The organism is Synechocystis sp. PCC 7339 (assembly GCF_019924095.1).
Classification (GTDB): Bacteria; Cyanobacteriota; Cyanobacteriia; order Cyanobacteriales; family Microcystaceae; genus Synechocystis.
Map to the genome: position 1 here is coordinate 3,156,634 of NZ_CP063659.1, position 22,054 is coordinate 3,178,687.

Annotated in this window: 23 protein-coding genes and 1 pseudogene; 13 read left to right on the forward strand and 11 right to left on the reverse strand. The window is 49.5% G+C overall.

Annotated elements, in window-relative coordinates; translation table 11 throughout:
- Window positions 1–115 precede the first annotated feature (115 nt).
- Both IQE94_RS14890 and lepB read right to left on the reverse strand, forming a co-directional pair.
- Window positions 116–2,272 (reverse strand): polyribonucleotide nucleotidyltransferase, encoded by a 2,157-nt coding sequence (locus IQE94_RS14890; protein ID WP_212720599.1) that lies wholly within the window; start codon window positions 2,270–2,272, stop codon window positions 116–118.
- Window positions 2,273–2,410: 138 nt separating this feature from the next.
- On the reverse strand, window positions 2,411–2,980 hold the full coding sequence (lepB, locus tag IQE94_RS14895) for a signal peptidase I (protein ID WP_212720598.1): 570 nt from the start codon (window positions 2,978–2,980) through the stop codon (window positions 2,411–2,413).
- A 190-nt stretch (window positions 2,981–3,170) separates the two neighbouring features.
- On the opposite strand from lepB, the gene IQE94_RS14900 reads away from it, so the two are divergent.
- Entirely contained in the window at window positions 3,171–4,562 is a 1,392-nt protein-coding gene (locus tag IQE94_RS14900; RefSeq protein ID WP_212720597.1) for an NAD-dependent malic enzyme, read from the forward strand.
- 50 nt (window positions 4,563–4,612) lie between these two features.
- Here IQE94_RS14900 and IQE94_RS14905 read toward each other — a convergent pair whose 3' ends face one another.
- The 4 genes from IQE94_RS14905 to rsmA form a co-directional block, all read right to left on the reverse strand.
- The gene (locus IQE94_RS14905; protein ID WP_212720596.1) at window positions 4,613–5,320 is read right to left on the reverse strand and encodes a hypothetical protein; all 708 of its coding nucleotides are present in this window, start codon (window positions 5,318–5,320) and stop codon (window positions 4,613–4,615) included.
- 157 nt (window positions 5,321–5,477) lie between these two features.
- The gene (locus IQE94_RS14910; RefSeq protein WP_212722038.1) at window positions 5,478–6,455 is read right to left on the reverse strand and encodes a cysteine synthase A; all 978 of its coding nucleotides are present in this window, start codon (window positions 6,453–6,455) and stop codon (window positions 5,478–5,480) included.
- Between the two features lie 105 nt (window positions 6,456–6,560).
- The gene (gene ispE / locus IQE94_RS14915; RefSeq protein ID WP_223342232.1) at window positions 6,561–7,508 is read right to left on the reverse strand and encodes a 4-(cytidine 5'-diphospho)-2-C-methyl-D-erythritol kinase; all 948 of its coding nucleotides are present in this window, start codon (window positions 7,506–7,508) and stop codon (window positions 6,561–6,563) included.
- Window positions 7,508–8,386 (reverse strand): 16S rRNA (adenine(1518)-N(6)/adenine(1519)-N(6))-dimethyltransferase RsmA, encoded by an 879-nt coding sequence (gene rsmA, locus IQE94_RS14920; protein WP_212720588.1) that lies wholly within the window; start codon window positions 8,384–8,386, stop codon window positions 7,508–7,510. Before rsmA ends, ispE begins: the two co-directional genes overlap by 1 nt.
- Between rsmA and IQE94_RS14925 the strand changes: the two are divergent.
- The 8 genes and pseudogenes from IQE94_RS14925 (at window position 8,351) to IQE94_RS14960 (ending at window position 15,783) form a co-directional block, all read left to right on the forward strand.
- A pseudogene (locus IQE94_RS14925) lies at window positions 8,351–9,240 on the forward strand (16S rRNA (uracil(1498)-N(3))-methyltransferase). The gene rsmA and the pseudogene IQE94_RS14925 sit on opposite strands and share 36 nt — an antisense overlap.
- Window positions 9,241–9,261: 21 nt before the next feature.
- A complete protein-coding gene (locus tag IQE94_RS14930; RefSeq protein WP_212720586.1) occupies window positions 9,262–10,383 on the forward strand; it encodes a hypothetical protein in 1,122 nt (373 codons plus the stop codon).
- Between the two features lie 239 nt (window positions 10,384–10,622).
- On the forward strand, window positions 10,623–11,189 hold the full coding sequence (locus IQE94_RS14935; RefSeq protein WP_212720585.1) for a J domain-containing protein: 567 nt from the start codon (window positions 10,623–10,625) through the stop codon (window positions 11,187–11,189).
- Window positions 11,190–11,203: 14 nt separating this feature from the next.
- Complete coding sequence (locus IQE94_RS14940; protein WP_212720583.1) at window positions 11,204–12,214, forward strand: hypothetical protein; 1,011 nt, start codon at window positions 11,204–11,206, stop codon at window positions 12,212–12,214.
- Between the two features lie 84 nt (window positions 12,215–12,298).
- Window positions 12,299–13,627, forward strand: a complete 1,329-nt coding sequence (locus tag IQE94_RS14945) for an O-antigen ligase (RefSeq protein WP_223342233.1) — start codon at window positions 12,299–12,301, stop codon at window positions 13,625–13,627.
- 129 nt (window positions 13,628–13,756) lie between these two features.
- The gene (locus IQE94_RS14950; RefSeq protein ID WP_223342234.1) at window positions 13,757–14,062 is read left to right on the forward strand and encodes a DUF3181 family protein; all 306 of its coding nucleotides are present in this window, start codon (window positions 13,757–13,759) and stop codon (window positions 14,060–14,062) included.
- A 123-nt stretch (window positions 14,063–14,185) separates the two neighbouring features.
- Window positions 14,186–14,584 (forward strand): DUF3119 family protein, encoded by a 399-nt coding sequence (locus IQE94_RS14955; protein ID WP_223342235.1) that lies wholly within the window; start codon window positions 14,186–14,188, stop codon window positions 14,582–14,584.
- Window positions 14,581–15,783, forward strand: coding sequence for a DUF3086 domain-containing protein (locus IQE94_RS14960; protein ID WP_223342236.1), 1,203 nt, complete (start codon window positions 14,581–14,583; stop codon window positions 15,781–15,783). Before IQE94_RS14955 ends, IQE94_RS14960 begins: the two co-directional genes overlap by 4 nt.
- A gap of 33 nt (window positions 15,784–15,816) precedes the next feature.
- On the opposite strand, the gene IQE94_RS14965 is transcribed toward IQE94_RS14960, so the two are convergent.
- Entirely contained in the window at window positions 15,817–16,992 is a 1,176-nt protein-coding gene (locus IQE94_RS14965) for a cysteine desulfurase family protein (RefSeq protein ID WP_223342237.1), read from the reverse strand.
- Window positions 16,993–17,167: 175 nt separating this feature from the next.
- On the opposite strand from IQE94_RS14965, the gene IQE94_RS14970 reads away from it, so the two are divergent.
- Window positions 17,168–17,635, forward strand: coding sequence for a phosphate-starvation-inducible PsiE family protein (locus tag IQE94_RS14970; RefSeq protein ID WP_212720574.1), 468 nt, complete (start codon window positions 17,168–17,170; stop codon window positions 17,633–17,635).
- A 1-nt stretch (window position 17,636) separates the two neighbouring features.
- Here IQE94_RS14970 and IQE94_RS14975 read toward each other — a convergent pair whose 3' ends face one another.
- Both IQE94_RS14975 and IQE94_RS14980 read right to left on the reverse strand, forming a co-directional pair.
- The gene (locus IQE94_RS14975) at window positions 17,637–18,797 is read right to left on the reverse strand and encodes an FAD-dependent oxidoreductase (protein WP_212720573.1); all 1,161 of its coding nucleotides are present in this window, start codon (window positions 18,795–18,797) and stop codon (window positions 17,637–17,639) included.
- A 66-nt stretch (window positions 18,798–18,863) separates the two neighbouring features.
- The gene (locus IQE94_RS14980; RefSeq protein WP_212720572.1) at window positions 18,864–19,256 is read right to left on the reverse strand and encodes a hypothetical protein; all 393 of its coding nucleotides are present in this window, start codon (window positions 19,254–19,256) and stop codon (window positions 18,864–18,866) included.
- Window positions 19,257–19,527: 271 nt separating this feature from the next.
- On the opposite strand from IQE94_RS14980, the gene IQE94_RS14985 reads away from it, so the two are divergent.
- Together IQE94_RS14985 and IQE94_RS14990 are read left to right on the forward strand one after the other, a co-directional pair.
- Window positions 19,528–19,779, forward strand: a complete 252-nt coding sequence (locus IQE94_RS14985; RefSeq protein WP_212720571.1) for a DUF4258 domain-containing protein — start codon at window positions 19,528–19,530, stop codon at window positions 19,777–19,779.
- On the forward strand, window positions 19,776–20,027 hold the full coding sequence (locus tag IQE94_RS14990) for a DUF2283 domain-containing protein (protein ID WP_212720569.1): 252 nt from the start codon (window positions 19,776–19,778) through the stop codon (window positions 20,025–20,027). Before IQE94_RS14985 ends, IQE94_RS14990 begins: the two co-directional genes overlap by 4 nt.
- 72 nt (window positions 20,028–20,099) lie before the next feature.
- On the opposite strand, the gene IQE94_RS14995 is transcribed toward IQE94_RS14990, so the two are convergent.
- Window positions 20,100–20,357, reverse strand: a complete 258-nt coding sequence (locus tag IQE94_RS14995; protein WP_212720567.1) for a hypothetical protein — start codon at window positions 20,355–20,357, stop codon at window positions 20,100–20,102.
- Between the two features lie 170 nt (window positions 20,358–20,527).
- Between IQE94_RS14995 and IQE94_RS15000 the strand changes: the two genes are divergently transcribed.
- Complete coding sequence (locus tag IQE94_RS15000; RefSeq protein ID WP_212720565.1) at window positions 20,528–21,469, forward strand: tyrosine-type recombinase/integrase; 942 nt, start codon at window positions 20,528–20,530, stop codon at window positions 21,467–21,469.
- A gap of 44 nt (window positions 21,470–21,513) precedes the next feature.
- On the opposite strand, the gene IQE94_RS15005 is transcribed toward IQE94_RS15000, so the two are convergent.
- Window positions 21,514–21,771, reverse strand: a complete 258-nt coding sequence (locus IQE94_RS15005) for a ribbon-helix-helix protein, CopG family (protein ID WP_223342238.1) — start codon at window positions 21,769–21,771, stop codon at window positions 21,514–21,516.
- Window positions 21,772–22,054 lie beyond the last annotated feature (283 nt).

Consider the following 22,054-nt stretch of genomic DNA (forward strand, 5'->3'; position numbering starts at 1 on the left):
GCAGTTCATTGATTTGTTATCAGGGGCCTTGGGGAGGTCAAACCCAAAATCAATTTAGGTCTGACCCCTATGGGCCATAGGCCAATTAGCCCTAAACCCCTACAAGCAAATTAACTTAACCCCGGCTGACGTTACGACGGGCTTCCGCCGCTTCATCGGGGTGGATACCCAAGCGGGTCAGGTTCAAGCGGCCTTTACTGTCAATTTCCCGTACTTTGACAATGACCTCGTCACCCACACCCACTTCGTCTTCCACCTTGCCGACCCGGCCTTCCGTTAGCTGGGAAATATGGATCATGCCTTCTTTTCCAGGTAGCACTTCCACAAACGCCCCAATGGGAATGATGCGGGTCACACGACCGAGGTACACTTCTCCTTCATTGAGTTTGCGGGTCATGTTGTAAATCATTTGCCGGGCCCGTTCTGCCCGTTCCCCCTCACTGGAGGCAATGGTGACGGTACCGTCGTCGGCAATATCGATCTTGCAACTAGTTTGTTCGGTGATGCCCTTAATGGTTTTACCACCGGGTCCAATGACCATGCCGATATGTTCGGGCTCAATTTTCAGGGTCAATAATCGGGGCGCAAAGGGGGACAACTCAGGACGGGGTTCCCGGATGGTGGCCAACATTTTATCGAGGATATGGAGCCGGGCGGGGAGAGCTTGCATGATGGCCTTGGATACGACTTCCATGCTCAGACCATCAATTTTCATATCCATTTGCAGGGCGGTGATGCCGGAATCAGTACCGGCCACTTTGAAGTCCATATCCCCAAGGAAATCTTCAATGCCTTGAATATCGGTGAGAATGCGGATTTCATCCCCTTCTTTGATTAAACCCATGGCGGCGCCACTGACGGGTTTTTTAATCGGTACTCCAGCATCCATGAGAGCGAGGGTGGAGCCACAGACGGAACCCATGGAGGTGGAACCGTTGGAAGAAAGAACTTCTGACACTACCCGCACCACATAGGGAAAGTCTTCCTGGGGAGGAAGTACGGGTATGATGGCCCGTTCCGCTAAAGCACCGTGGCCAATTTCCCGGCGGCCAGGGGAGCGCATGGGGCGGGCCTCACCCACAGAGTAGGGGGGGAAGTTGTAGTGGTGGAGGTAGCGTTTTTCGTCCTCGGGATGGAGGTCGTCCGCTAAATCCTGGGCATCCCCAGGGGAACCAAGGGTGGCGAGGGATAGTACCTGGGTTAAACCCCGGTTAAATAAACCACTGCCATGGACTCGACGGGGCAAAAAGCCAACCTCACAGCTAATGGGGCGTACCTGTTCGAGTTTGCGGCCGTCTACCCGCACCCCTTCTTCGACAATTTGTTTACGCATTAACTTTTTGGTCAATGCTTTGTAGAGATTGCCTACTAGTTTGGGGTCTTCTTCCACACTTTGTTTGACGGGATCGGTTTCCGGCAATTCGGCGATCGCCCCTTCCACTTCACTAGCTTTAATTTCATCGAGGGCGGCGTCCCTACCATCTTTGCCCAGGTCAAATTGACCAAGTACAGTGATAATTTTTTTGGCGGCTTTACTTTCGATGAACTGTTCCACCGTGGTATTGACCAAGGGAGGTTCAGAGGTGGCCAGGGTGATGCTCAGGTCTGTCATCAATTCCTGCTGCGCGTTGATCAGATCCTGTACTGCTTCATAGCCGAAATCAATCGCTTCGATAATGTCCTGTTCTGGTAACTGGTTCGCCCCAGCTTCTACCATGACAATACCGGCGGGGGTACCGGCCACCACCAAATCTAAATCACCGTTATAGACCTCTCTATAAGTGGGGTTAATAATGAAATCATCCCCCACTAGACCTACCCGCACAGCGGCCATGGGACCTTTGAAGGGAATTTTGGCTAGAATGACCGCCACTGAAGCCCCTGTAACAGCCAAAACATCGGGGGGCACTTCCTCGTCCATGGAAAGGGTGGTAGCAACTATTTGTAGTTCATCCCTGAGCCAATGGGGGAATAGGGGACGTAAAGGACGGTCAATGAGGCGGCTAATTAATGTGGCCTTTTCTGGGGGTCGGCCTTCCCGCCGCAAAAAACCGCCCGGAATACGACCTGCGGCATAGAGTCGTCCTTCGTAGTCCACCGTTAGGGGTAGAAAATCAATGCCATCCCTTCCTTTAGCTCTGGTCGCCGTGACCAACACCGCTGTATCGCCGGATTGAATGAGGACTGAACCTCCTGCTTGCGGGGCTAGGGTTCCCATTTTGAGTCTTATATCCCGTCCGTCGAAGGATATGGACTTGTCAAACTCTTGCATTTAACGTGTTTTCCTTATGTGCTATGACGTTTCTTCTTCTCAGCAGATCCTAACACCATTGACGAACCCTGGGCCGACCAAACGGTGATCGCCGGGGAAGACTGGTGAATCGGTTATCAGTCAGTTATCAGTTAACAATTACCAATTAAGGGGGAGGGTGGCTAATGAACCCCAGCGGCTGGCGGGAAAAAAGCGAAATAGGGCATGGCCGATGATGTTTTGTTGGGGTAAAAATCCCCATACATGGGAATCATTACTGTTGTTGCGGTTGTCCCCCATGACAAACACCTGACCTTCTGGCACCTGCACGGCTGGCAAATTATATTGGGGCGGCTCCAAAATATATTTTTCTTTCAGGGGTTGTCCATCCCGGTAGACAATGCCGTTGTTCACCGCCACCGTTTGCCCAGGCATGGCAATGACCCTTTTGATAAAGGCTTGATTGCCGTCGTAACCCTGCACTTGCAACAATTCCGGCGGATGGAACACGATGATGTCCCCCACCTGGGGAGGATGGAAATGGTAGGAAATTTTCTCCACCACCAGGCGATCGCCTTGTTCGAGGGTGGGCAACATGGAGTCGGAGGGAATGTAGCGGGGTTCTGCCACAAAGAAACGCAATAGCAGGGCCAACAGCAGGGCCACAAAGAGCAGGGGAATATTTTCCTTGATGAATTGCCAACGGGAAGAGGCGGGGGAATTTTGCATAAAAGGGAATCGAACGGGAAACGGTCCTGGGGGGAGATTGCTAGGGCTGGATAGATAGGCAAACCCTGACAGCCAGGGCAAACCTCGGTAAGCAAAGGTCACAGATCAAGCATAATCGAGGAGAGACTGCGTACCCAAACGCCGCCTGAGATTGTCGATTTTCGCTTTTCAACCTTTTTTCGATTGCCCTATGGTTAGCCTTACCCCCAATCCGAGTTATAGTGTCAGCCTCCTGTTGGAATTACCCAACCATGCCGGCACCTTGGCCAGTGTTACCCAGGCGATCGCCGATGCGGGGGGAAGTTTTGGGCAAATTTCCTTGATTGAAAGTAATCTCAAGCTCACCCGCCGGGAAATTTCCGTAGATGCCTCTAGCAGTGAGCATGCGGAAAAAATTATTGGAGCGGTTAAGGCTCTGGATAATGTCAAATTACTGAAGGTATCCGACCGCACCTTTGATTTGCATCGCCAGGGAAAAATTAGCGTCGTTAGTCGCATTCCCCTCACTTCCCAGTCGGACTTGGCCATGGCCTATACCCCGGGGGTGGGGCGCATTTGCCGGGCGATCGCCGAAGATCCGGATAAGGTTTATTCCCTGACCATCAAAAGTAACACGGTGGCGGTGGTGACCGATGGCAGTGCGGTGTTGGGTTTGGGCAATCTTGGTCCCGAAGCGGCGTTGCCAGTGATGGAAGGGAAAGCCATGCTGTTCAAGGAGTTTGCCCAACTAGATGCGTTTCCCATCTGTTTGGACACCCAGGATACGGAGGAAATTATCCGCACCGTTAAGGCGATCGCCCCGGTATTTGGGGGGGTTAATTTGGAAGATATTGCCGCCCCCCGCTGTTTTGAAATCGAAGCCCGCCTGAAAAAAGAATTGAATATTCCTGTTTTCCACGATGATCAGCACGGCACCGCCATTGTTACCCTGGCCGCCTTGTTAAATGCGCTGAAATTTGTCGGTAAGGCCATGGCCAAGGTGCGTATTGTCATCAATGGGGCTGGGGCCGCCGGGTTGGCGATCGCCGAATTATTGCAGGAATCCGGAGCCGAAAATATTTGGATCTGTGACTCCAAGGGCATTGTGGGTAAACATCGCACCGATTTAAATAGCAAAAAACAGGGCTTTGCAGTGGAAGCGGAAGGTAGTCTGGCCGATGCCATGGCCGGGGCCGATGTCTTCTTAGGGGTGAGTGCGCCGGGGGTAGTGACCAGGGAAATGGTGCAATCCATGGCCAAAGACCCGATTGTGTTTGCCATGGCCAATCCCATCCCGGAAATTCAACCAGAATTAATTCAGGAAGATGCGGCGGTCATTGCCACGGGGCGCAGTGATTACCCCAACCAAATTAACAATGTGCTCGCTTTTCCGGGGGTTTTCCGCGGAGCCATTGACTGTCGGGCTAGCATCATCACCACCAGCATGTGCATCGAAGCGGCCAAGGCGATCGCCTCTTTGGTCCACGGCAACACCCTAGATAGTGAACATATTATTCCTTCGGTTTTTGACCATCGAGTTGCCACCACCGTGGCCAGTGCGGTGCAGTTGGCCGCCCGCAGTGAGGGGGTAGCGGCCCGATAATGCCCCTGGGGTAAACCAGTCACTGCCATTACTAAGCGTTGGGATAAGATTCAGCGCCAAAAATTGAACATCCCCAAGCCGGCAAAAAAGAGGATAACCACACCAATTAACAGGAATAGACTGGGCACCCGCCTGAGTTTTTCCACGGATTGGTCGCTGAGTAAATGGGCTTTCAGGCACCACTGTCCTTCTTGTTCTGTCAGTTCACCGAAGACGAAAATAGGATCGTTAGTACGCCAAAATAGTTCGGTGACGGTGAGGGAGCGTCGCACCCCCAACCAGTTCTCAGGGTTAATGCCATTGTTCTGCAAAAACTCCACCATCTGGGGATGATTACTCTGCCAAAGCAAGTTTTGTTGGTATTGATGTTTAGGTCCCTGGTGACCCCCCAGGTCATGGATCTGCTTCAGCACAGTGTCCGGTTGCTGCTCAACTAGAAAGGAACGGCGATCGCCCCGGCGTAGAATGGCAAAATTTTCCACTCCGTAGGAACCATGGTCGAGGCGGCTAATGCTGTTTTTACCCTGTTTTTCGGTGACGATAACCCGCCAGCGGAGGCAAACTTCCTGAGCAATGGGAGACCGTAAAATGGTTCCTGAACTATACATTCCTTCCACATAGACCTTTTGACCTGATCGCCCCCTTTTACCGGGAGGCAGTGGTTGGTATTGAGCTAGAGCTTGGAGATAACTCCAACCCATGCGGTGAAAGAGGACGAAACCTATGGCCAGGATAATTAGCTGAAAAACGATCGCCATGGCCTATCACCGAGAATATTTCCGGTTAACCTAAGCTGAAAAATTTTGGCAGTTCCCAAAGGCATAGCTTGTTAGACCAATTTTTTCTATAGCGGTGATCAAACAGAGCACCATGAGTCCCGTTCCCGGATAAAAAGCAAGAGCCTCGCTACCGAAACTAATCTGGAACGGTTAACCCCTTACTGGCCAGCCATTCCCCGTTGTAAAGGCGGGATTGGTAACGGGCTCCTCCGTCACAAAGCACGGTAACAATGGTGTGCCCAGGCCCTAGCTTTTTGGCCAATTGGTAGGCCGCCCCCACATTAATACCCACAGAGCCGCCCATGAAAAGGCCATCCCGCCGGAGAAGTTGGTACACCACCCGCAATGCTTCCGGGTCATCGATTTGTACCGCATCGTCAATGGGCACATTTTCCATGTTGGCGGTGATGCGACTGTTGCCAATGCCTTCAGTGATGGAATTGCCGCTGGGGTTAATTTCCCCGGTTTTAACGAAGCTATACAGGCCACTGCCCATGGGGTCCGCCACTACGCACTGCACGGCCTCAGACTGTTCTTTGAGGTAGAGGGCTACCCCTGCATAGGTTCCCCCAGTGCCCGTAGCTGCTACCCAGGCAGACACATTGCCGTCCGTCTGTTGCCAAATTTCCGGGCCTGTACTGTTGTAGTGGGCTTGACGATTGGCCAAATTATCAAACTGATTGGCCCAAATAGCGTTATCCAATTCTGCGGCAATACGCCCGGAGAGTTTGACGTAATTATTGGGGTCTCGATAGGGCACCGCTGGCACTGTCCTGACTTCTGCCCCCAGGGTGCGGAGCAAATCAATTTTTTCCTGGGATTGGGTATCGGGAATGACGATTAAACATTTATAGCCTTTGGCATTACAAATATGGGCCAAACCAATGCCCGTATTACCTGCTGTGCCTTCCACCACGGTGCCGCCTGGTTTAAGCTGGCCTTGCTTTTCCGCCGTTTCAATAATGCCCAGGGCCGCCCGGTCTTTGACAGAGCCACCGGGGTTGAGGAATTCCGCTTTGCCTAAAATTTCACAGCCGGTTTCGTCACTGAAACTGTTGAGGCGAATCAAGGGGGTGTGGCCAATGGAGTCCACAAAGCCATGCTTAATATCCATGCTGAATTGAGGTAGGGCGGGCAATCTGGGGTTAAAACCCTGTTAGGTTATCCTACCCCAGGGAGAATTTTCGCGGAATTGGTTGATCTGATTCAGTGCCCAATTTCAGTGATCAATAATTTGAATGCCATGGCCGATGGTGTGAGTTAACCAAAAATCCACATCGGGGTCGTTTAATTTTTCCTTGGCGATCGCCAACACCCGTTCTGCCTCTATTTGATCTTGACAGAGGGTAAACACGCTGGGGCCAGAGCCGGACATCATGGTGCCCAATCCCCCTGCGGACTGTAATGCTTGCCGTAACTGGGCCACAGCCTCATGGGCCGGTAAAACAACTTTTTCTAAATCATTGTGGATATGGCTGGCAATTTGTCCTGGATTACGATGCTGAATACCCTGGAGGAGGGGCCCTGCATGGATGGTTTTGCGGCGGGCCCGTTGGGATTGGTCATCGTTTAAGTAATTTTTCCCGAACTGTTGGCGATAGGTTTGGTAAGCCCAGGGGGTGGAAACTTCCAGGGAACGGTGTTTGGCCAGCACCACCCAGAAGCAATCCCCGTCCGGTAAGGGATCGATGATTTCCCCCCGTCCCGTGGCGATCGCCGTGCCGCCCCCAATGCAAAAGGGAATATCGGAACCCAGTTGGGCCGCTAACTGTTCCAATTCTGGCCTGGTTAAGCCTAAATTCCAGAGCAGGTCTAAACCTACTAACACCGCCGCCCCATCGGCCGAACCTCCTGCTAGGCCCGCCGCCATGGGAATGTGTTTGGTCAGGGTGATATCTACGCCGCCATACTGACTATGGGCCTGGCGAAAATGGTTAATCATCAACTGGGCCGCCCGGTAGGCCAAATTGGTGGCATCGTTGGCCAGGGGACTGTCCCCACAACTGAGGCGGATGTCATCGGTACCGTTGGCCCGCACGGTAATTTCATCCCCCAGGGCAATGCTCTGTAACACCATCACCAATTCATGGAATCCGTCGGGGCGATCGCCAAGAATTTCGAGGAAAAGATTAATTTTGGCCGGGGCATGGAGGGTGTAGGAATGCATTAGGTTGGGGGTAAAAAAGTCGGCAACAAGTTAGTTAACTCTAACCATTGTTCTAGGCTCAAGTCTTCCGCCCGGGCAGTGCTCGGCAAAGCTAACTGTTCTAATACAGTAGTTAACTGTTCCGGGGCAATTAATCCCTTGAGGTTATTGCGTAACATTTTACGGCGATTGGCGAATCCTAAGCGGAGGAGTTGATCCAGTAAACGACGATCTCGTAGAGATCCGCTACGCGGTGCGCCTGGTAGTTGCTCCACAGGATAGGGAGTTAAGCGAATAACAGCGGAATCCACTTTGGGCGGCGGGGTAAAGGCTTTGGGGGGTACATCCACAATCCAATCCACCCGGGCGAGGTATTGCATACGCACCGATAGGGCACCGTAGGCTTTAGTGCTGGGTTGGGCCGTTAACCGTTCCGCAATTTCTTTTTGTACCAATAAAACTATGGTTTGGAAACTAGGTAAACGGGGGTTTTGGATGGTGCCCAACAGTAGTTCTAAAATGGGACTGGTGATGTTGTAGGGAATGTTGGCCACTACCTTATTCGGAGAGGAAAACTGGGGAAAATCTTGTAATAAGCTGTTTAAATCTAGTTTTAAGACATCCCCTTCCAGGAGCAGAAAATTTTCCCTTTGCCCTAATTTTTTTCGTAATTTAAGACATAAATCTCGGTCTAGCTCCACCGCCACCACCGGGTTGCCCGTAGCCAATAATTGTTTGGTCAAAACCCCCATACCAGGGCCAATTTCCAGCAGGCGATCGCCTTGGGATCCGCTTTGCGGTGCGCCGGACTGAATATCTGCCGCTGCCACAATGGCCTGCAAAGTTGGTGGATGGTTCAGCCAATGTTGGCCAAAGCGTTTGCGGGGTCGAAAAGCCATAAAATTCTAATCAATGCTTGGTTTACTACCCTGCCGGGGCAATGCCAGAAGCCCATTGTACAATTCGTCCTATCCTCCACCGTCGTTTGGGGATTGATTTTAGCGAGGAAAAATTCCTCAATTATTTTGTTATGGCCTACCGTTTGGTCGTTGCCCCAGAGCAAATTACTGATGCCACGGTTATGCTGACTGCTCCCCAGCGGCATTATCTCCAGCGGGTGTTGCGACTACAAAGGGGCGATGGCTTCATGGTGTTGGACGGCGGCGGCGGAGTATGGCGGGCCCAATTAAATGATTTGGATGATGGCACGGCCCAATTATTAGAAGCGGTCAGTGAGCAGAATGAATTACCCCTAGCAGTGACTTTGGCGATCGCCTTACCCAAGGGTAGTGGGTTTGAGGAAATTATTCGCCCCTGTACGGAGTTGGGGGCCACAGCGTTTCAGCCTTTGTTGACGGAACGCACCCTATTAAAGCCCAGTAAAAATAAACTTGAGCGTTGGCAGCGCATTGTCACCGAAGCGGCGGAACAGTCGGAGCGGCAATGGTTACCCCCGGTGGCCCCTCCATTAACTTTTGCTGAATTTGTCGAAGAGGTTACGGGACCCGAAACCATAGCTTTGCTCTGTGTGACTCGTAGAAATAGCCCTATGCTTGGGGCATACTTGAAACAGAGTAGTTTGCCAGCCCGAATGGTGTTGGCCACTGGCCCGGAAGGGGGATGGACGGATCAGGAAATCGAACTGGCGATCGCCAAAGGGTTTCAGCCTGTATCCCTCGGTAAAAGGATTTTACGGGCGGTGACGGCCCCCACCGTAGCCCTAGCCCAGCTCTCTGCTCTGTTGGAAACCTAATATTTTTCGGCTCGTTTCCCTATGTATAAAGCTATTGCCAACGCCATTGACAGCCATGACCTGGCCACAGCGGAACAACTATTGGCAGCGATGGAGGGGGAAAGTTGGGAAAATCCTATGACGGCCTATTACCAAGCTCGCCTGGTGGAAGCCCAAGGGAATTTGGATGAGGCGGAGCAAAAATTTCGACAATTGTTGGTCATTAGTCACAGTCCCCAACTGGTGGCCAAAATTAGGGCGGGGCTGGGTCGCATCGATGCCCATCGTCAAGCAGAAGCAGCTCAATCCCTGGCGGAACAACAGGCGGCCATTGAGGAGGCTAAGGCAGATCCGGAGGCCCAGTCGGCGGGAATTTTTGTGCTGGAACCGGTGCCCCCTGGGGAAAAACAAGCCAAGGCAATACAGTTTGGCAAAATCATGGCCATGGACCCCTACACGGCTCGGCTCCAGTTACCCAGTCGGGCTTGGCGGCTCTATCGCACTGGGGCGATCGGAGAGTTGAACTATTACCATCAGCAATGTCAGGCGGCGGCCATTCCTAGCTTTTCTGTGGCTTTAGCTGACATTTTGGCCCTAAAAGTTTTCCCCGTTTTCCGCATTGAAAGTTTGTCCCCCGTGGTCACGGTTACCTATCGCATTAGTCGGGAGGAGGAGGGGACTTTTAGCTTTACTTGGCAAGATGTCAGCCAAACGGTGGAGGGTTTATTGCCCATTTTTGAGGAATGTGTGGATATAAATGTGCGGGGTAAAATCGAGCGCAAAACGGAAATTTTAGATTACGCCCACATTTGTGATTTACATTTACCGCAACACCAAACAATTCTGCGTTTTTGCGACCAAATTTACGAATTTAACCAGGGTATTAGTCTGGATGATGGTGACTCTAACCATGGGCAACGGGGTACGGCCCATCAACAATGGCAACAACTCAGCCAACTATGGCAAACAAATTTACCGGATAAGCCAACCTGGAAGGAGTTCAAGGCCTTTGCAGAAACGGCCCTAGATTTTCAGGAATTACTTAAATCCGTAGACCCCCACATTCCTTTTCTCCGCCGGGAAGATACCAATTGGGACAAAGCTTTCCATCTCTACAGCACCCTGGCCTTCTGCCGCGATCGCCGTTTGGATGGGTCTAATTAGCTCATGAGTACAATATTCTCAAGCTCACAGCGCTGCAAGATAGACTAAGCCAAGGTTTGACCAGACCGCCTTTGCGCCCATTGCCGCATGACTACAGGTATTATGACCTTGTAGTTTAAAAAAATTTAAGCAGATTTAGCAAAGTAGATCCACAATCTGGTACAATCTCGTCCTAAGCATACATACGAATTTTCAATTGGCATTTATTATCAAAGTAATCTGCTATTGAGGGAAAGTGCATGGTCACTGATGGCATCAGAAAGGAAATAGAGAGACTAGTTTCCCTGCATGGCTATGATGCCGGGCACCTAGAGCAGTTTGCGGAGTTTGTCCTTGCCCAGAAAAAGCCTAAAGCTAAAGCAAAAACGACTCCCAAGAAACCGAAGAAAGTCCCCGCCCTGAAGGTGGGCGAAGTTAAGGAAGCAGTCTATAAATACTTTGCTGTGTCCAGCACCCCAGAATTAAAAGAATCTGGTGAGTTCCAACTGGCAACACGAGACATGGAACTAAACTTAAGTAGAAAAGAATCTTGGGAAAGCTTATATCGAGATTTTATTGGTATTTTGCCTAACGAGGTAGGGGAAACAGGTAAAGATTGCATCAACGGCATAAATATATTTAAGTATTTCAAACCCTGGCAAGTATTTGGTCTAGATGGCACCACAGCAACAGAAGAACAGATCAAGAGTGCCTACCGACAACTATCCAAGGTTTATCATCCCGACAATCCTCAAACAGGGAATGCTAAAGTTTTCGACCGCATCAATCAAATGTATCGTTCCATCAATCCAAACACCTTCAAATAGAGAGGATCACTACTATGCCGATAAAATTTACTATTTCTGAAGAAGAATTAGCCAAAGCTCTTGATATTAGCCATCAAAAACTGTTGGACATTATTAAGTTTTTCGACTCAGATCCTGATGATGAATGGGATTTGGTGAAGGATAAAGACTATATCATTGTCAAGCCATCCTTCAAGATGAAGAAATTTTCTGATCAGGGAGCTCTCAAAATAGCTTATTATCTTGACGCTCACGGTAATCTTGGTATTATTTATCGTATTAAAGACTTTATTACTCAAAAATCCAATAAGCTAAAACATGCTCTAGCTCAAAGGATAATTCAAGATGAGTTTTCAGAACCTCAAGATAGAATTATTCAAGTTAACAGTAGAAATTTTATTCATAAACAGTGCTTGCGGCGCATTCTGGAGACTAATGGCCATACTATGAACAGGGCACTTGAGCATTTATCAAAAACTGATCCATTAGAAATTGATCGAGATTACGTCCAGCAGTCATTTTCTGATCCGAAAAAACAAAAACAAGGTGAACAACTTTGGTTTTCTGGTAAAGGTTGTTTTCTTGTCTCTCGTCAAATCAGTCATACTCTGAAAGATAAAGCAAGAAGGAGCAAATGCCATACTATTAGCGTCGAAATAGAAAAAGCTCTAAAAGCTCTTGATAATGATGCTAAAAATGCTGATAAAAAACTTACAAATGCTAAAAGTAAAACAAAAAAAAGAGATAAAATTTGCCAAGTAACTTTGGCTAGCCCCGACAGTATTAACAAAATATCCTTAGCTGCCCATCATCTTTACTCAGTTAATGGCTATCCTCATCTTGCTACAGTCCAAGAAAACCTAATCACCATTGATTCATTAATTCATCAAGAATTTCATAGTTGGATGGGGGGCTTTGATCAGCCCTGTACTGTACAGGATTTTATTGATTTTGTGGTTGAAAGATACCCAGAGCACGCCAGCGAAACCCTGATGAAAAGGCTTTATCAAGTCAAAAACATATTGAAGGTTGAGGTTGCCAAGTAGCTTGATTGCCAATCGGACGGAGGGTCAATGCGGAAGGCGATTGCCTGGGGATAAGATGGGGAGTGGTAATTTTGGGAGTTGCAGTTGAAAATCCCTTCCCATCTCTTCAAGAAAGAACAACTAGCGGTATCTGTGGGGTTAACCCTACTGCCTTTCAACGCTGTAGCGGGGTTACTGCCACTGCTGTTTGCGAGCCTGAGCCCGTGGTTTTTCCATGGCAAAAAATTAGCGAGCCTACCCCTGGCCAAAGTGTGGGCCGCCCTGACCCTGTGGTTTTTGTTGACCACCATCACCGCCCACGACCGAGGGGAAGCCCTGTTGGGACTGGCCAACTTTGTGCCCTACTTCATCGTTTTTCTGGCCTTCAGCCAGGTAATTTGCCAATTTAAGCAACTGAATAATTTGGCCTGGCTATTGACCGCCAACACCGTAGTGTTAATCATCTTTGGCTTTGGGCAAATCTATGGGGACTGGGCCACCCCCAATTGGTTAGCGGCGATCGGCACCAACCTAGTAGCCGGAGGCAGACCAGAAGGTCGGATGTCATCCTTATTAATGTATGCCAACCTATTTTCTGCTTGGTTATTGATGGTGTTTCCCCTCAGCCTGGGGCTATTAATCCAATGCATCCGCCGCTGGCATTTCACCGCCCCCAGTAACCGCCTTAATCCTCCTCCCCTGGTGTGGGCCCTGTTAGTAGCTTGCATCCTAGAGGCGATCGCCTTAGTGTTGACCGGTTCCCGCAGTGCTTGGGGCATTGGGTTACTAATTGGCATTGCCTACGCCATCTATTTAAGTTGGTACTGGTTAGTGGCCTTGGCCGGAGGAGCCACTGCCATGGTGTTATGGGCATCCTTTGGCCCCTTCGGCAAAGAACCATTGCGGCAGATAGTACCTAAGTATTTTTGGGGGAGATTGTCCGATGAACTTTACCCCGACCGCTACACCACGGCCCTACGGAGTACCCAATGGCAATTTAGCTGGGATATGTTCCTTGACCAACCCATTTTTGGCCAGGGCTTGAGGAATTTTACCCCCCTGTATCAAGCCGCCATGAACGTTTGGATTGGCCATCCCCATAACTTGGTGCTGATGCTGTTGGGGGAAACGGGCCTGATTGGTACTGGCTTGATGTTGGGAGCAGTGGGTTTCATTTTGGCCCAGGGGATGATGCTATTGATCAACCTTGGTCGTTGTCGTGGTTTTCGTCGTCAGTCCCAACATTTATTACTGCTGTCCTATGGCATTGCCTTTGCGGCCCTTTGTTTGTACAACCTATTCGATGTCACCATTTTTGATATGCGGAATAATGTGCTGGGCTGGATTTTCCTCGCGGCGATCGCCGGGGTGAGCCAACGCTATGGAGCAAAATTGGCCCAGGGTAATACGGCCCAGTTAGAAGTGCCTGGGTAAATGGCCGTTGCCCCAGGTTCTTGGGGTTGTGATCTACCATGGGGGGAGTGGCAACATGAAGTTCATTGCTAGATACCGGCAATGCTCCCTTAAGTTTGCCCCATCAACCCCATCCCCTCTCCATTGACCATGACCTCAACCACCCCAGAAATTGAAGCCCTCGCCGCCGACATTGGTGAACAGATTGCCATTGATGTGGCCAAGTGGAATCTATTTTTGGCGGAAGCCCATTTGCATATTCCTCTGGCGGAAAGGGTTTATCCCCTGTTGGAAAAGGATGAACTAAGCCGGGCCGGAGTAGAAAGCGCTCTGAAGGATTTGTCCGTGGCGATCGGTGGGGGCAAGGTAAACATTTCCCTACTGGATGCCCTATCTAGCACCATGGTGGACCGCTTGCTGACCCTGTTGGAAGAATATCAGAGTAAGAATTTTTAAAATTTTGCCGCCGTTAATGGTTGGCAAAAATCCCTAATTGCTCAGCGTTTTTGCCCTTGCCCGCAAACATTAGGCAAAATAGGCAAATTATTAAATTTCCATTCACCACCAAGCACAATTCCCATGGCTAGTATCCCCATCCAGAGCCAAGCTCGCACCGACTTAGAACCCAGCTTTGTCATTCCCCTCGTACTCCTGTTTGGGGCCATACCGGTTTTCTTTTTGCAGATGTGGATCGGCCTGGCGATCGCCGTGTTTGGTGTTTTTTTAATGGTGCAGACTGCCATCATCAAACTCAGCTTTACGGCCACTGCATTGGAAGTGTACCGTGGGAGCAAGTTAATTCGCTCTTTCCCTTACACAGAGTGGCAAAACTGGCGAATCTTTTGGGAACCCGCTCCCATTTTGTTTTATTTTAAAGAGGTCAAGAGCATCCATTTTTTGCCGATTATCTTTGACCCCGGCACCCTCAAGGCTTGTCTTGAACGCTATTGTCCCCTCCAGTCCCTACGTCCGGAATGACCCCAGAATTGAATCCTAATTTTCCCGAAGAAACCCCCTCCGATGCTTGGCTAACCCCAGCGGCTGTTGGCCAGGATGGTGATGCCCATGAACCGGAGCAAGATCGGGAAGGAGATGGGATAGTGGCAGAGGAACTTTCCCCCCCGGAGGAGTTGCCCCCGATGGATGCCATGGTGGCGGAAGTGGCAGAAATAGCCCCAGTGGTGGAAGCTCAATTGGAGGCCGAACCCCCAGCGTTGAGTGACTTAACCGCCCAAAAAACTGCCTTAGAAAAGGAAATTGCCGCTCTGCAACGGGAAAAAGCCCAGTGGTATGGCCAGCAGTTCCAGCAATTACAACGGGAAATGGCCCAGCTAGTGGAAGAAGGCACCAGGGAATTAGTGCAAAAAAGAGCAACCCTGGAAAAGGAAATTGAGAAGTTAGAACGGCGCCAGGAACGGATTCAACAGGAAATGCGTACCACCTTCGCTGGGGCTTCCCAGGAGTTGGCCATCCGGGTACAGGGCTTTAAGGATTATTTGGTGGGGAGTTTGCAGGATTTGGTTTCCGCCGCTGACCAGTTGGAGTTGGGAGTAGGGGACAGTTGGGAATCTTCCTCTACCCATGGGGATGCGATTATTGAAAATGCTGACACCACCCCGGTGGTGAGTTTTGCAGAGCAGGGTTTCAGTAGCCAAAAACGACAAATTCAAGCTTTATTGGAGCAGTACCGCACCCGCCCCGATTATTACGGTCCCCCTTGGCAACTGCGTCGCACCTTTGAGCCGATCCATGCAGAACGGATTGAAAATTGGTTCTTTACCCTGGGTGGCCGGGGCGCCATCCTTAGTTTAGATAGTCGTTTACAAAATATTTTGGTGGGTTCAGCGGCGATCGCCATTTTGAATCAACTCTACGGCGATCGTTGTCGGGCGTTAATTTTGGCAGCCACACCGGAACGCTTGGGGGAATGGCGACGGGGTTTACAGGATTGTTTGGGTATTTCCCGCAGTGATTTTGGCCCAGAGCGGGGCATTGTCCTGTTTGAATCTGCTAGTGCTCTGATTCAGCGGGCAGAAAGACTAGTCGGCGATCGCCAAATGCCCTTGGTCCTGGTGGATGAAACAGAGGAACAAATTGACCTGGCCCTGTTGCAATTTCCCCTTTTGCTGGCCTTTGCGCCTAGTTACCAAGCCGGGGGCAGTAACTATTTTTCCTAGTTTAGTCACAGTCAAATTAATCCAGTCAGTGCCCTAACCTTGGATGCCGATTAACTGGGGGCAAAGTTGGGCAAAAACCTCTTTAATGGTCCGGGCTGTCACTTCAATATCAGCCATGGTAGTTTCCCGACCAAAGGTGAGCCGAATACCAGCTAGGGCCTGCTGTTCTTGATATCCCATGGCTAACAGTACCGGACTGGGATTGAGTTTACCGGAATTACAGGCGGCCCCGGCACTAATGGCAATGCCTTCCCGGTTCAAAGCCCGCACTAATTGTTTCCCCGTCAGTCCGGCAGTGCAATAACGGCTCGATTGGACGACAAAGCTAACGTGATGGGGCAACCGATAAAGGCGATCACCAGTGGGGGTCAAAAATTCACAATCGGCCAGTAAATCAAAGCAACAGTCCCGCAGGGTTTGTAGCCTAGTCATTTCCTCGGCCAATTCCCCTTGGGCCAACTCGGCGGCCACCCCCAAACCAACAATGGCCGGCAGGGGAGGAGTTCCGGATCGTAAACCCTGTTCTTGGCCGCCTCCCATAAGCAGAGGGCCAATGGCCAGGTCGGGATGGATGTATAAAGCGCCAGCGCCTTGGATGCCGTAGAGTTTGTGGCTGGAGAGGGAGAGGAGATCCACCGGTAAATGTTTCACGTCCACTGGACAGCGCCCCGCCACCTGTACTGCATCGGTGTGGAAGGGAATATGTCGTTGTCGGGCAATGCGTCCCAATTCTTCAATGGGTTGGAGGGTGCCCACTTCACTTTGGCCATAGATGACGGAAATTAGCACCGTATTGCTTTGGATGGCCTCGGCTAATGCGGCCGGATTGACCCGACCCTGGGCATTTACCCCTAGGCGAGTTACTTGCCAACCTTGGTTTTCTAACCATCGCACCGGTGCGGCGATCGCCGAGTGTTCCACAGTGGAAATGATTACATGTTGGGGGCTGGGGTAATTGCGGGTGACCCCAAACAGAGCCAGATGGTTAGCTTCGGTGCCACCGGAGGTAAAAACGATGCTGTCGGCGTGGCCAGCGTTGAGCAATTGGGCCACTTGCAAACGAGCGGTTTCCAGGGCGAGGGCGGCCCGGTTCCCCCAATGGTGCAGACTAGCGGGATTGCCCCAACTTTGATCCAAAAAATTTTGCACTGCGGCCTTTACCTCTTGCCGGGGCGGAGTGGTGGCACTGTAATCGAGGTAAATTTTCATGGCACATTGATCAGGTAACGGATAACGCTCTTCCTATGGGATTAACCCCATTGTAATCTTCCCTACCCCTCCGGCGATCGCTTAAGCAATAATCATCATTACAAACTGGGCAAATTTTGGCTGATCATTGCCGATAAAATATGGCGAGACCTTTGTTATTGCCTGCTACCCCTCCATGAAACCAATCCACAGATACATCAGATTAATATTATCTAAGGATCAAGACTTACTATTTTTGTCGGTGTTACGTAGTTTTGAGAAGCTAGTTTCTAAGTTATTAGCCATTTGCCTGATGGTAGTGGTTTTTGTTGCTGTGTTCGACCTCTTTAAGGTGCTAGTTATCGAATTACGGGGGGAACCCTTTGGCTTTTTTAGTAGAACTTTAATCGAGATTTTTGGTTTATTTTTAAATATATTGATCGCCCTAGAATTATTGGAAAATATCACCGTTTATTTGAAGGATAATGTCATCCAGGTGGAACTGGTGATTGTGACGGCGATAATTGCCGTAGCCAGGAAAATTATTATTTTTGACTTCAGCAAATATGAAGGCTTAGATTTATTGGCTCTGGGCTTCGCGATTTTGTGTTTGGCGACGAGCTTTTGGATGATTAAAAGATTGAATGTTAATATTAAGCATTAACTTAGTACAAAGTTTGACAATTTTCCCACAGGGGCAAGGGTTTCAATTCCGACCAACTAATCCCCTTGGCGATCGCCAGTTGTAGTAAAGCCATACTTTCCCGGGCCCGTGGCCCAAACCAGTGGGCGCTGATAATCCGGTCATGGGAATCTAATGCCAATTTATACATTCCCCGTAGGTCACAGTGGTCGCTGTAGGGTTCAAAGCCCCGGACGATTTTCTGGGGGGCGGCGGGGTTGCCGATGCGATACCACAGAGGGGATAGGTCGATGGTAAAGGGCATTTGACCGTAGTTAATCGGGGTAGTATTCTTGCCCAAAAGCTGGTGAACCACATACTTGGCTTCTTGTTGGGCCATGGGGGCACAACGGTAGCCTTTTAACCAGTTACCACAGGCATAAATTTGCCCATGGGCGGTTTGCAAGTTTTGGTTCACCATCAGGTAAGAACCTTGCCCTTGGCTGCCATTGGGGTTTAGTTCCGGCAGATTGGCGAGTAGATCTCGGTACTGCGGCGATCGCTCCTTGGAATGGAAATTATCCACAGTGAGGTGATGACTAGCCCCCTCGTAACCATGGTTAAATTGGAGGCGATAAGTGCAATTACCTTGGTCATAGTGCCGGATAAAATTACTACAATTAAACCAAAATTCAATGCCTAAACTTGCCAAATAGGTTTGCAGAAGGGCCGCCATTTCCCGGTCTTCCCCCGGTAATAACTGACTATTGCGACTCAGGATGGTGACCCTATGACTCAGCTTGGTTAACTCCTGGGCTAAAACCAGATTTTCCGGCAAGGCCCCCACTATGGCCCACTGTTGGGGAGTGTCACTGAAGCGATTAAAGTTTTCCTCATCAACTTTGCCGCTGGTAAGTAAATAACTTTCCCCCTCTAACGTCCGCTCTTTGGTTTGATATAGCAATCCCGCTGGTGCTTGTAAAAAAGTCCCCTCTCCCACTACCATATCCACGGCCTGGGCCGCTAGTAAGCGTAACTGTTCCCAAAATTTTTCCTCCGCTAACTCCCCATCGCGATCGCCAGACCAACCCCGTTCCCAACCGTGGGTGACTAGGGCAATTCTGGCTGCGGGATATTGCTCGACGCAGCTATGGGCCGCCGCTAACCCCTCTGGACTGGCCCCGATAATCACTAACTGATACATAGTTGACCTTTAACTGGTAACAGGCGATCGCCCCCAGGGAATTGAAAGATGGAACCGTCCATCAACCTAGGGATTAATCACTGTTTCTAGTCCCAAATTTTGCAAACTCAAGGCCGCCTGTTGAGCGTTAAGGGGGTCGCTAAAACTACCAACTTGTAATAGCCGTTGCCCATTGAAGGTGGTAAAAAAGGCCCCCGGATAAGCGGCTTTAACCTGTTGTTCTTCTACTGGAGAGGTAACTAGGGCCATCACCCGGTAGGAACTGGCATTGGGGGTAAAGCTCAACGCACTTGGGTCCGGTACCGGATTGGGACTAGTGGGGGGCGGTGGCAGTAGTTGGGTTTGGCTAACCAATATAGGGGACTGCAGGGGCACAGCTTGGGCGGGGGCGATCGCCGAGAGACATAGGCAGGCACCAAGGACGGCGATCGGAGAACGGTAATTAATAACGATGGCCATGGGCAAACAATTAAAGGGGGGATAATTCTCTTTCCTGGCAATTCTACCCCTAGCCTTGCTCCGGTGTGGATTTAGTGGGCTGGAACCTTTACTGTCTGGGGGCTATCTTATACTAAGAATGTGATAATGGATGTTTCCGCATCCTTGACTTTCACCATAAACTAGGGGTAAATGTGGCTGAGTTTGTTAGGAAGCACCAGTAAGGATCAGAAAGCTTGCTCCTATACTTAATCTGAGGAAAAACAATGGATCATGCGGGTAGGTCGGTACCTTGGATTACGTTCTGTCAAATCATGCTAGAAATGAACTTCAGAAACCAGAAAGGTCAAATATTAAGAGGGAATGGATTGATCAGGTGCTAACTGACCCGGACTATTCCGACATAGACGAGAGGACAAATACTGTCCGAAAATGGAAACGTATCCCTGAGTGCGACAACAGAGCTTTAAGAGTGGTTTACAACCCAGATAAGCAACCACCTGTAGTTGTGACAGTCTTTTTTGACAGGAGATTTAAAAAATGAACAACATCGAATATGACCCCGAAGTTGATTCAGCCTACTTCCGGCTGGCAGATAAACCGGGTATTGACTCTGAAGAAATTGCAGACGGCATTATTGTGGACTATGACCAAGATAATAATGTGATCGCTGTAGAGCTTTTGGGAGTTAAGACGATAAACCCTAATGATTTTCAGAAACTAAAGCCTTTACTCTCGCAATCTGCCTTGGCACGACTTCAAGAATGGTTGCCCAAATTGGCGATCGCCTAATCTTCCTGACATTCCCCCAAATAAAAATCCCCGGCTTTGGCAAGGGTTGCGGTGGTTTAAGGGTGCTTGCCATTAGTCTTTGCTAAATCCGGTTAGGTGAGTCAGAATCGCATCCAACTTGCCATTTACTTCCGTCTGTAATGCTTTAATCTCAGCTTTGATAGCCTCCAGATCTTGCTCCTGTAAATCAAACGCTTCCCCTATCCAGCCAGTCGGGTCAAGGATGTTATCCAGTTGTTGATGCCCATCCTCTAGCTTGGTTAATCGCTTTTCTAAGCTGGCTACCTTGCGAAACAAATCATAAAACCTTGGACTGTCCATTTCAGCCATGGGTTACACTTCCTTTAAAGTTCAATTTTTTTGATTGGAAAGGGGGAGTTTGCGGCTTCTCCTTTTCTGCTTTTAGGGTAACGGATCAGAGTAAGTCCCACGACTGCCGTCGGATTACCGAGCTTTATTTGATGGTTAAAGAGCAAGAATAAAATAACAACTTCCCCCCTATGTTTCTCCCTTCCCCTGCCAATTTATCCGGGCTTAATCCAAACATTCTCGAAGAACTACTGCGGGATAAACGATCGCCCAATACCCGGAGGACCTATGCCAAAGCGTTAAAGGATTTTTTCCTCACCATGGCCGGGGAAGAACCATCTCCAGATGTCATTGCTTGGTTTTTGAGCTTGGATCACTTCGAGGCGATCGCCATGGTTTTACGCTATCGAGCGGAATTATTGGAAAGAGAATTGAAACCAGCCACCATTAACGTGCGATTGGCGGCAATTAAAAGCTTAGTGAACTATGCCCGCCGGGTAGGCAAATGCCAGTACACCCTAGAAGATGTGGAAGGTTTAAAGGCAGAAACCTATCGGGACACCACCGGAGTTAGCCCCACTTCCTTCAAGCAAATTACCGACCACATTGCCCCTGATTCCCTCAAAGGTAAGCGGGATTTAGCTATTCTGCGTTTGCTCTGGGACAATGCCCTCCGACGGGCGGAAGTTTGCGCTCTTAACCTAGGGGACTATCAACCAACGGAGCGCCAATTACTCATTAAAGGCAAAGGAAAATTAGGCAAACAGGCCATCACCCTCAGCGTTAAAGGCACTACTTTAATCAACCAATGGTTAACTGCCATTGGCCCCCGCCCTAAAAATGAGCCCCTATTTTGCACCCTCGACCGGGCAACTTTTGGCCATCGTCTCAGCGGCAACGCCATCTATAACATCGTCCGCACTAGTGCAGAATTAGCTGGTATCAATAAAGTTATGAGCCCCCATCGAGTGCGTCACAGTGCCATCACCGCCGCCCTAGAAGCTACCAATGGGGACACTCGTAAAGTGCAAAAACTAAGCCGCCACAGCAATTTAAATACCCTGATGATCTACGACGATAACCGTCACCAGCACCAAGCTCAAATTACTGATATTTTGGCAGATTTGCTTTAAATTTGTTGATTTACTGGAAAATTCTGGCAATTCTCTCAATTTTACTAGCCAAACTTTTCCATCATCGTTTTTGCCCGCTTATGATTGGCGATCACCTGACGAAATTCAGCTTTTTGCTTGGCCTGCTCCAGAATTGTAGCCCAGGCCTCCTTGTCTTCCAGATAGTGCTCAAATAAAGCCTCAAATAAAACTTCTCTGCTTAAACCTTCCTTGGCACAGAGCTTACTAATCCGCTCCATGAGCTTGCTCTCTAGGCGGATGGTGGTTTGTTTGGTGGAAAAATTTTTGCTGATTTTGCCCATGGGGTTTACAGTGCTAGAATTTAGCATTACTTTAACCTTAGCTTAATTGATTGCTGCAATTACTAGTTTCTCAGTTTAAAGTATTTTAGCAACTTTATTGTCTAGTAGTCGAGATACCTGGAATGCTAAATACCTAAACTTTATAACTCAAGAATTTATAGTTTAAAAGACTCTAGAAGCTAAAAAATATTTTGAAATTTATTGCCGTGACACGGGATAGGATGCAGTTATTTTCTGGGAGACGGGGTAAAAGGTGTTTTAGAGTGAGAGCAAAACTTGAAAT

Excerpts from the sequence above, each read along its gene's own strand:
- IQE94_RS14990 (WP_212720569.1), top strand. The coding sequence starts at position 19,776 with ATGAACAACATCGAATATGACCCCGAAGTTGATTCAGCCTACTTCCGG.
- IQE94_RS14975 (WP_212720573.1), bottom strand. The coding sequence starts at position 18,797 with ATGTATCAGTTAGTGATTATCGGGGCCAGTCCAGAGGGGTTAGCGGCG.
- IQE94_RS15005 (WP_223342238.1), bottom strand. The coding sequence starts at position 21,771 with ATGGGCAAAATCAGCAAAAATTTTTCCACCAAACAAACCACCATCCGC.
- IQE94_RS14890 (WP_212720599.1), bottom strand. The coding sequence starts at position 2,272 with ATGCAAGAGTTTGACAAGTCCATATCCTTCGACGGACGGGATATAAGA.
- IQE94_RS14910 (WP_212722038.1), bottom strand. The coding sequence starts at position 6,455 with ATGGATATTAAGCATGGCTTTGTGGACTCCATTGGCCACACCCCCTTG.
- IQE94_RS15000 (WP_212720565.1), top strand. The coding sequence starts at position 20,528 with ATGTTTCTCCCTTCCCCTGCCAATTTATCCGGGCTTAATCCAAACATT.
- IQE94_RS14940 (WP_212720583.1), top strand. The coding sequence starts at position 11,204 with ATGCCGATAAAATTTACTATTTCTGAAGAAGAATTAGCCAAAGCTCTT.
- IQE94_RS14935 (WP_212720585.1), top strand. The coding sequence starts at position 10,623 with ATGGTCACTGATGGCATCAGAAAGGAAATAGAGAGACTAGTTTCCCTG.
- IQE94_RS14955 (WP_223342235.1), top strand. The coding sequence starts at position 14,186 with ATGGCTAGTATCCCCATCCAGAGCCAAGCTCGCACCGACTTAGAACCC.
- IQE94_RS14905 (WP_212720596.1), bottom strand. The coding sequence starts at position 5,320 with ATGGCGATCGTTTTTCAGCTAATTATCCTGGCCATAGGTTTCGTCCTC.
- IQE94_RS14960 (WP_223342236.1), top strand. The coding sequence starts at position 14,581 with ATGACCCCAGAATTGAATCCTAATTTTCCCGAAGAAACCCCCTCCGAT.
- IQE94_RS14900 (WP_212720597.1), top strand. The coding sequence starts at position 3,171 with ATGGTTAGCCTTACCCCCAATCCGAGTTATAGTGTCAGCCTCCTGTTG.
- IQE94_RS14970 (WP_212720574.1), top strand. The coding sequence starts at position 17,168 with ATGAAACCAATCCACAGATACATCAGATTAATATTATCTAAGGATCAA.
- IQE94_RS14980 (WP_212720572.1), bottom strand. The coding sequence starts at position 19,256 with ATGGCCATCGTTATTAATTACCGTTCTCCGATCGCCGTCCTTGGTGCC.
- IQE94_RS14950 (WP_223342234.1), top strand. The coding sequence starts at position 13,757 with ATGACCTCAACCACCCCAGAAATTGAAGCCCTCGCCGCCGACATTGGT.
- lepB (WP_212720598.1), bottom strand. The coding sequence starts at position 2,980 with ATGCAAAATTCCCCCGCCTCTTCCCGTTGGCAATTCATCAAGGAAAAT.
- IQE94_RS14995 (WP_212720567.1), bottom strand. The coding sequence starts at position 20,357 with ATGGCTGAAATGGACAGTCCAAGGTTTTATGATTTGTTTCGCAAGGTA.
- IQE94_RS14930 (WP_212720586.1), top strand. The coding sequence starts at position 9,262 with ATGTATAAAGCTATTGCCAACGCCATTGACAGCCATGACCTGGCCACA.
- ispE (WP_223342232.1), bottom strand. The coding sequence starts at position 7,508 with ATGCATTCCTACACCCTCCATGCCCCGGCCAAAATTAATCTTTTCCTC.
- IQE94_RS14965 (WP_223342237.1), bottom strand. The coding sequence starts at position 16,992 with ATGAAAATTTACCTCGATTACAGTGCCACCACTCCGCCCCGGCAAGAG.
- rsmA (WP_212720588.1), bottom strand. The coding sequence starts at position 8,386 with ATGGCTTTTCGACCCCGCAAACGCTTTGGCCAACATTGGCTGAACCAT.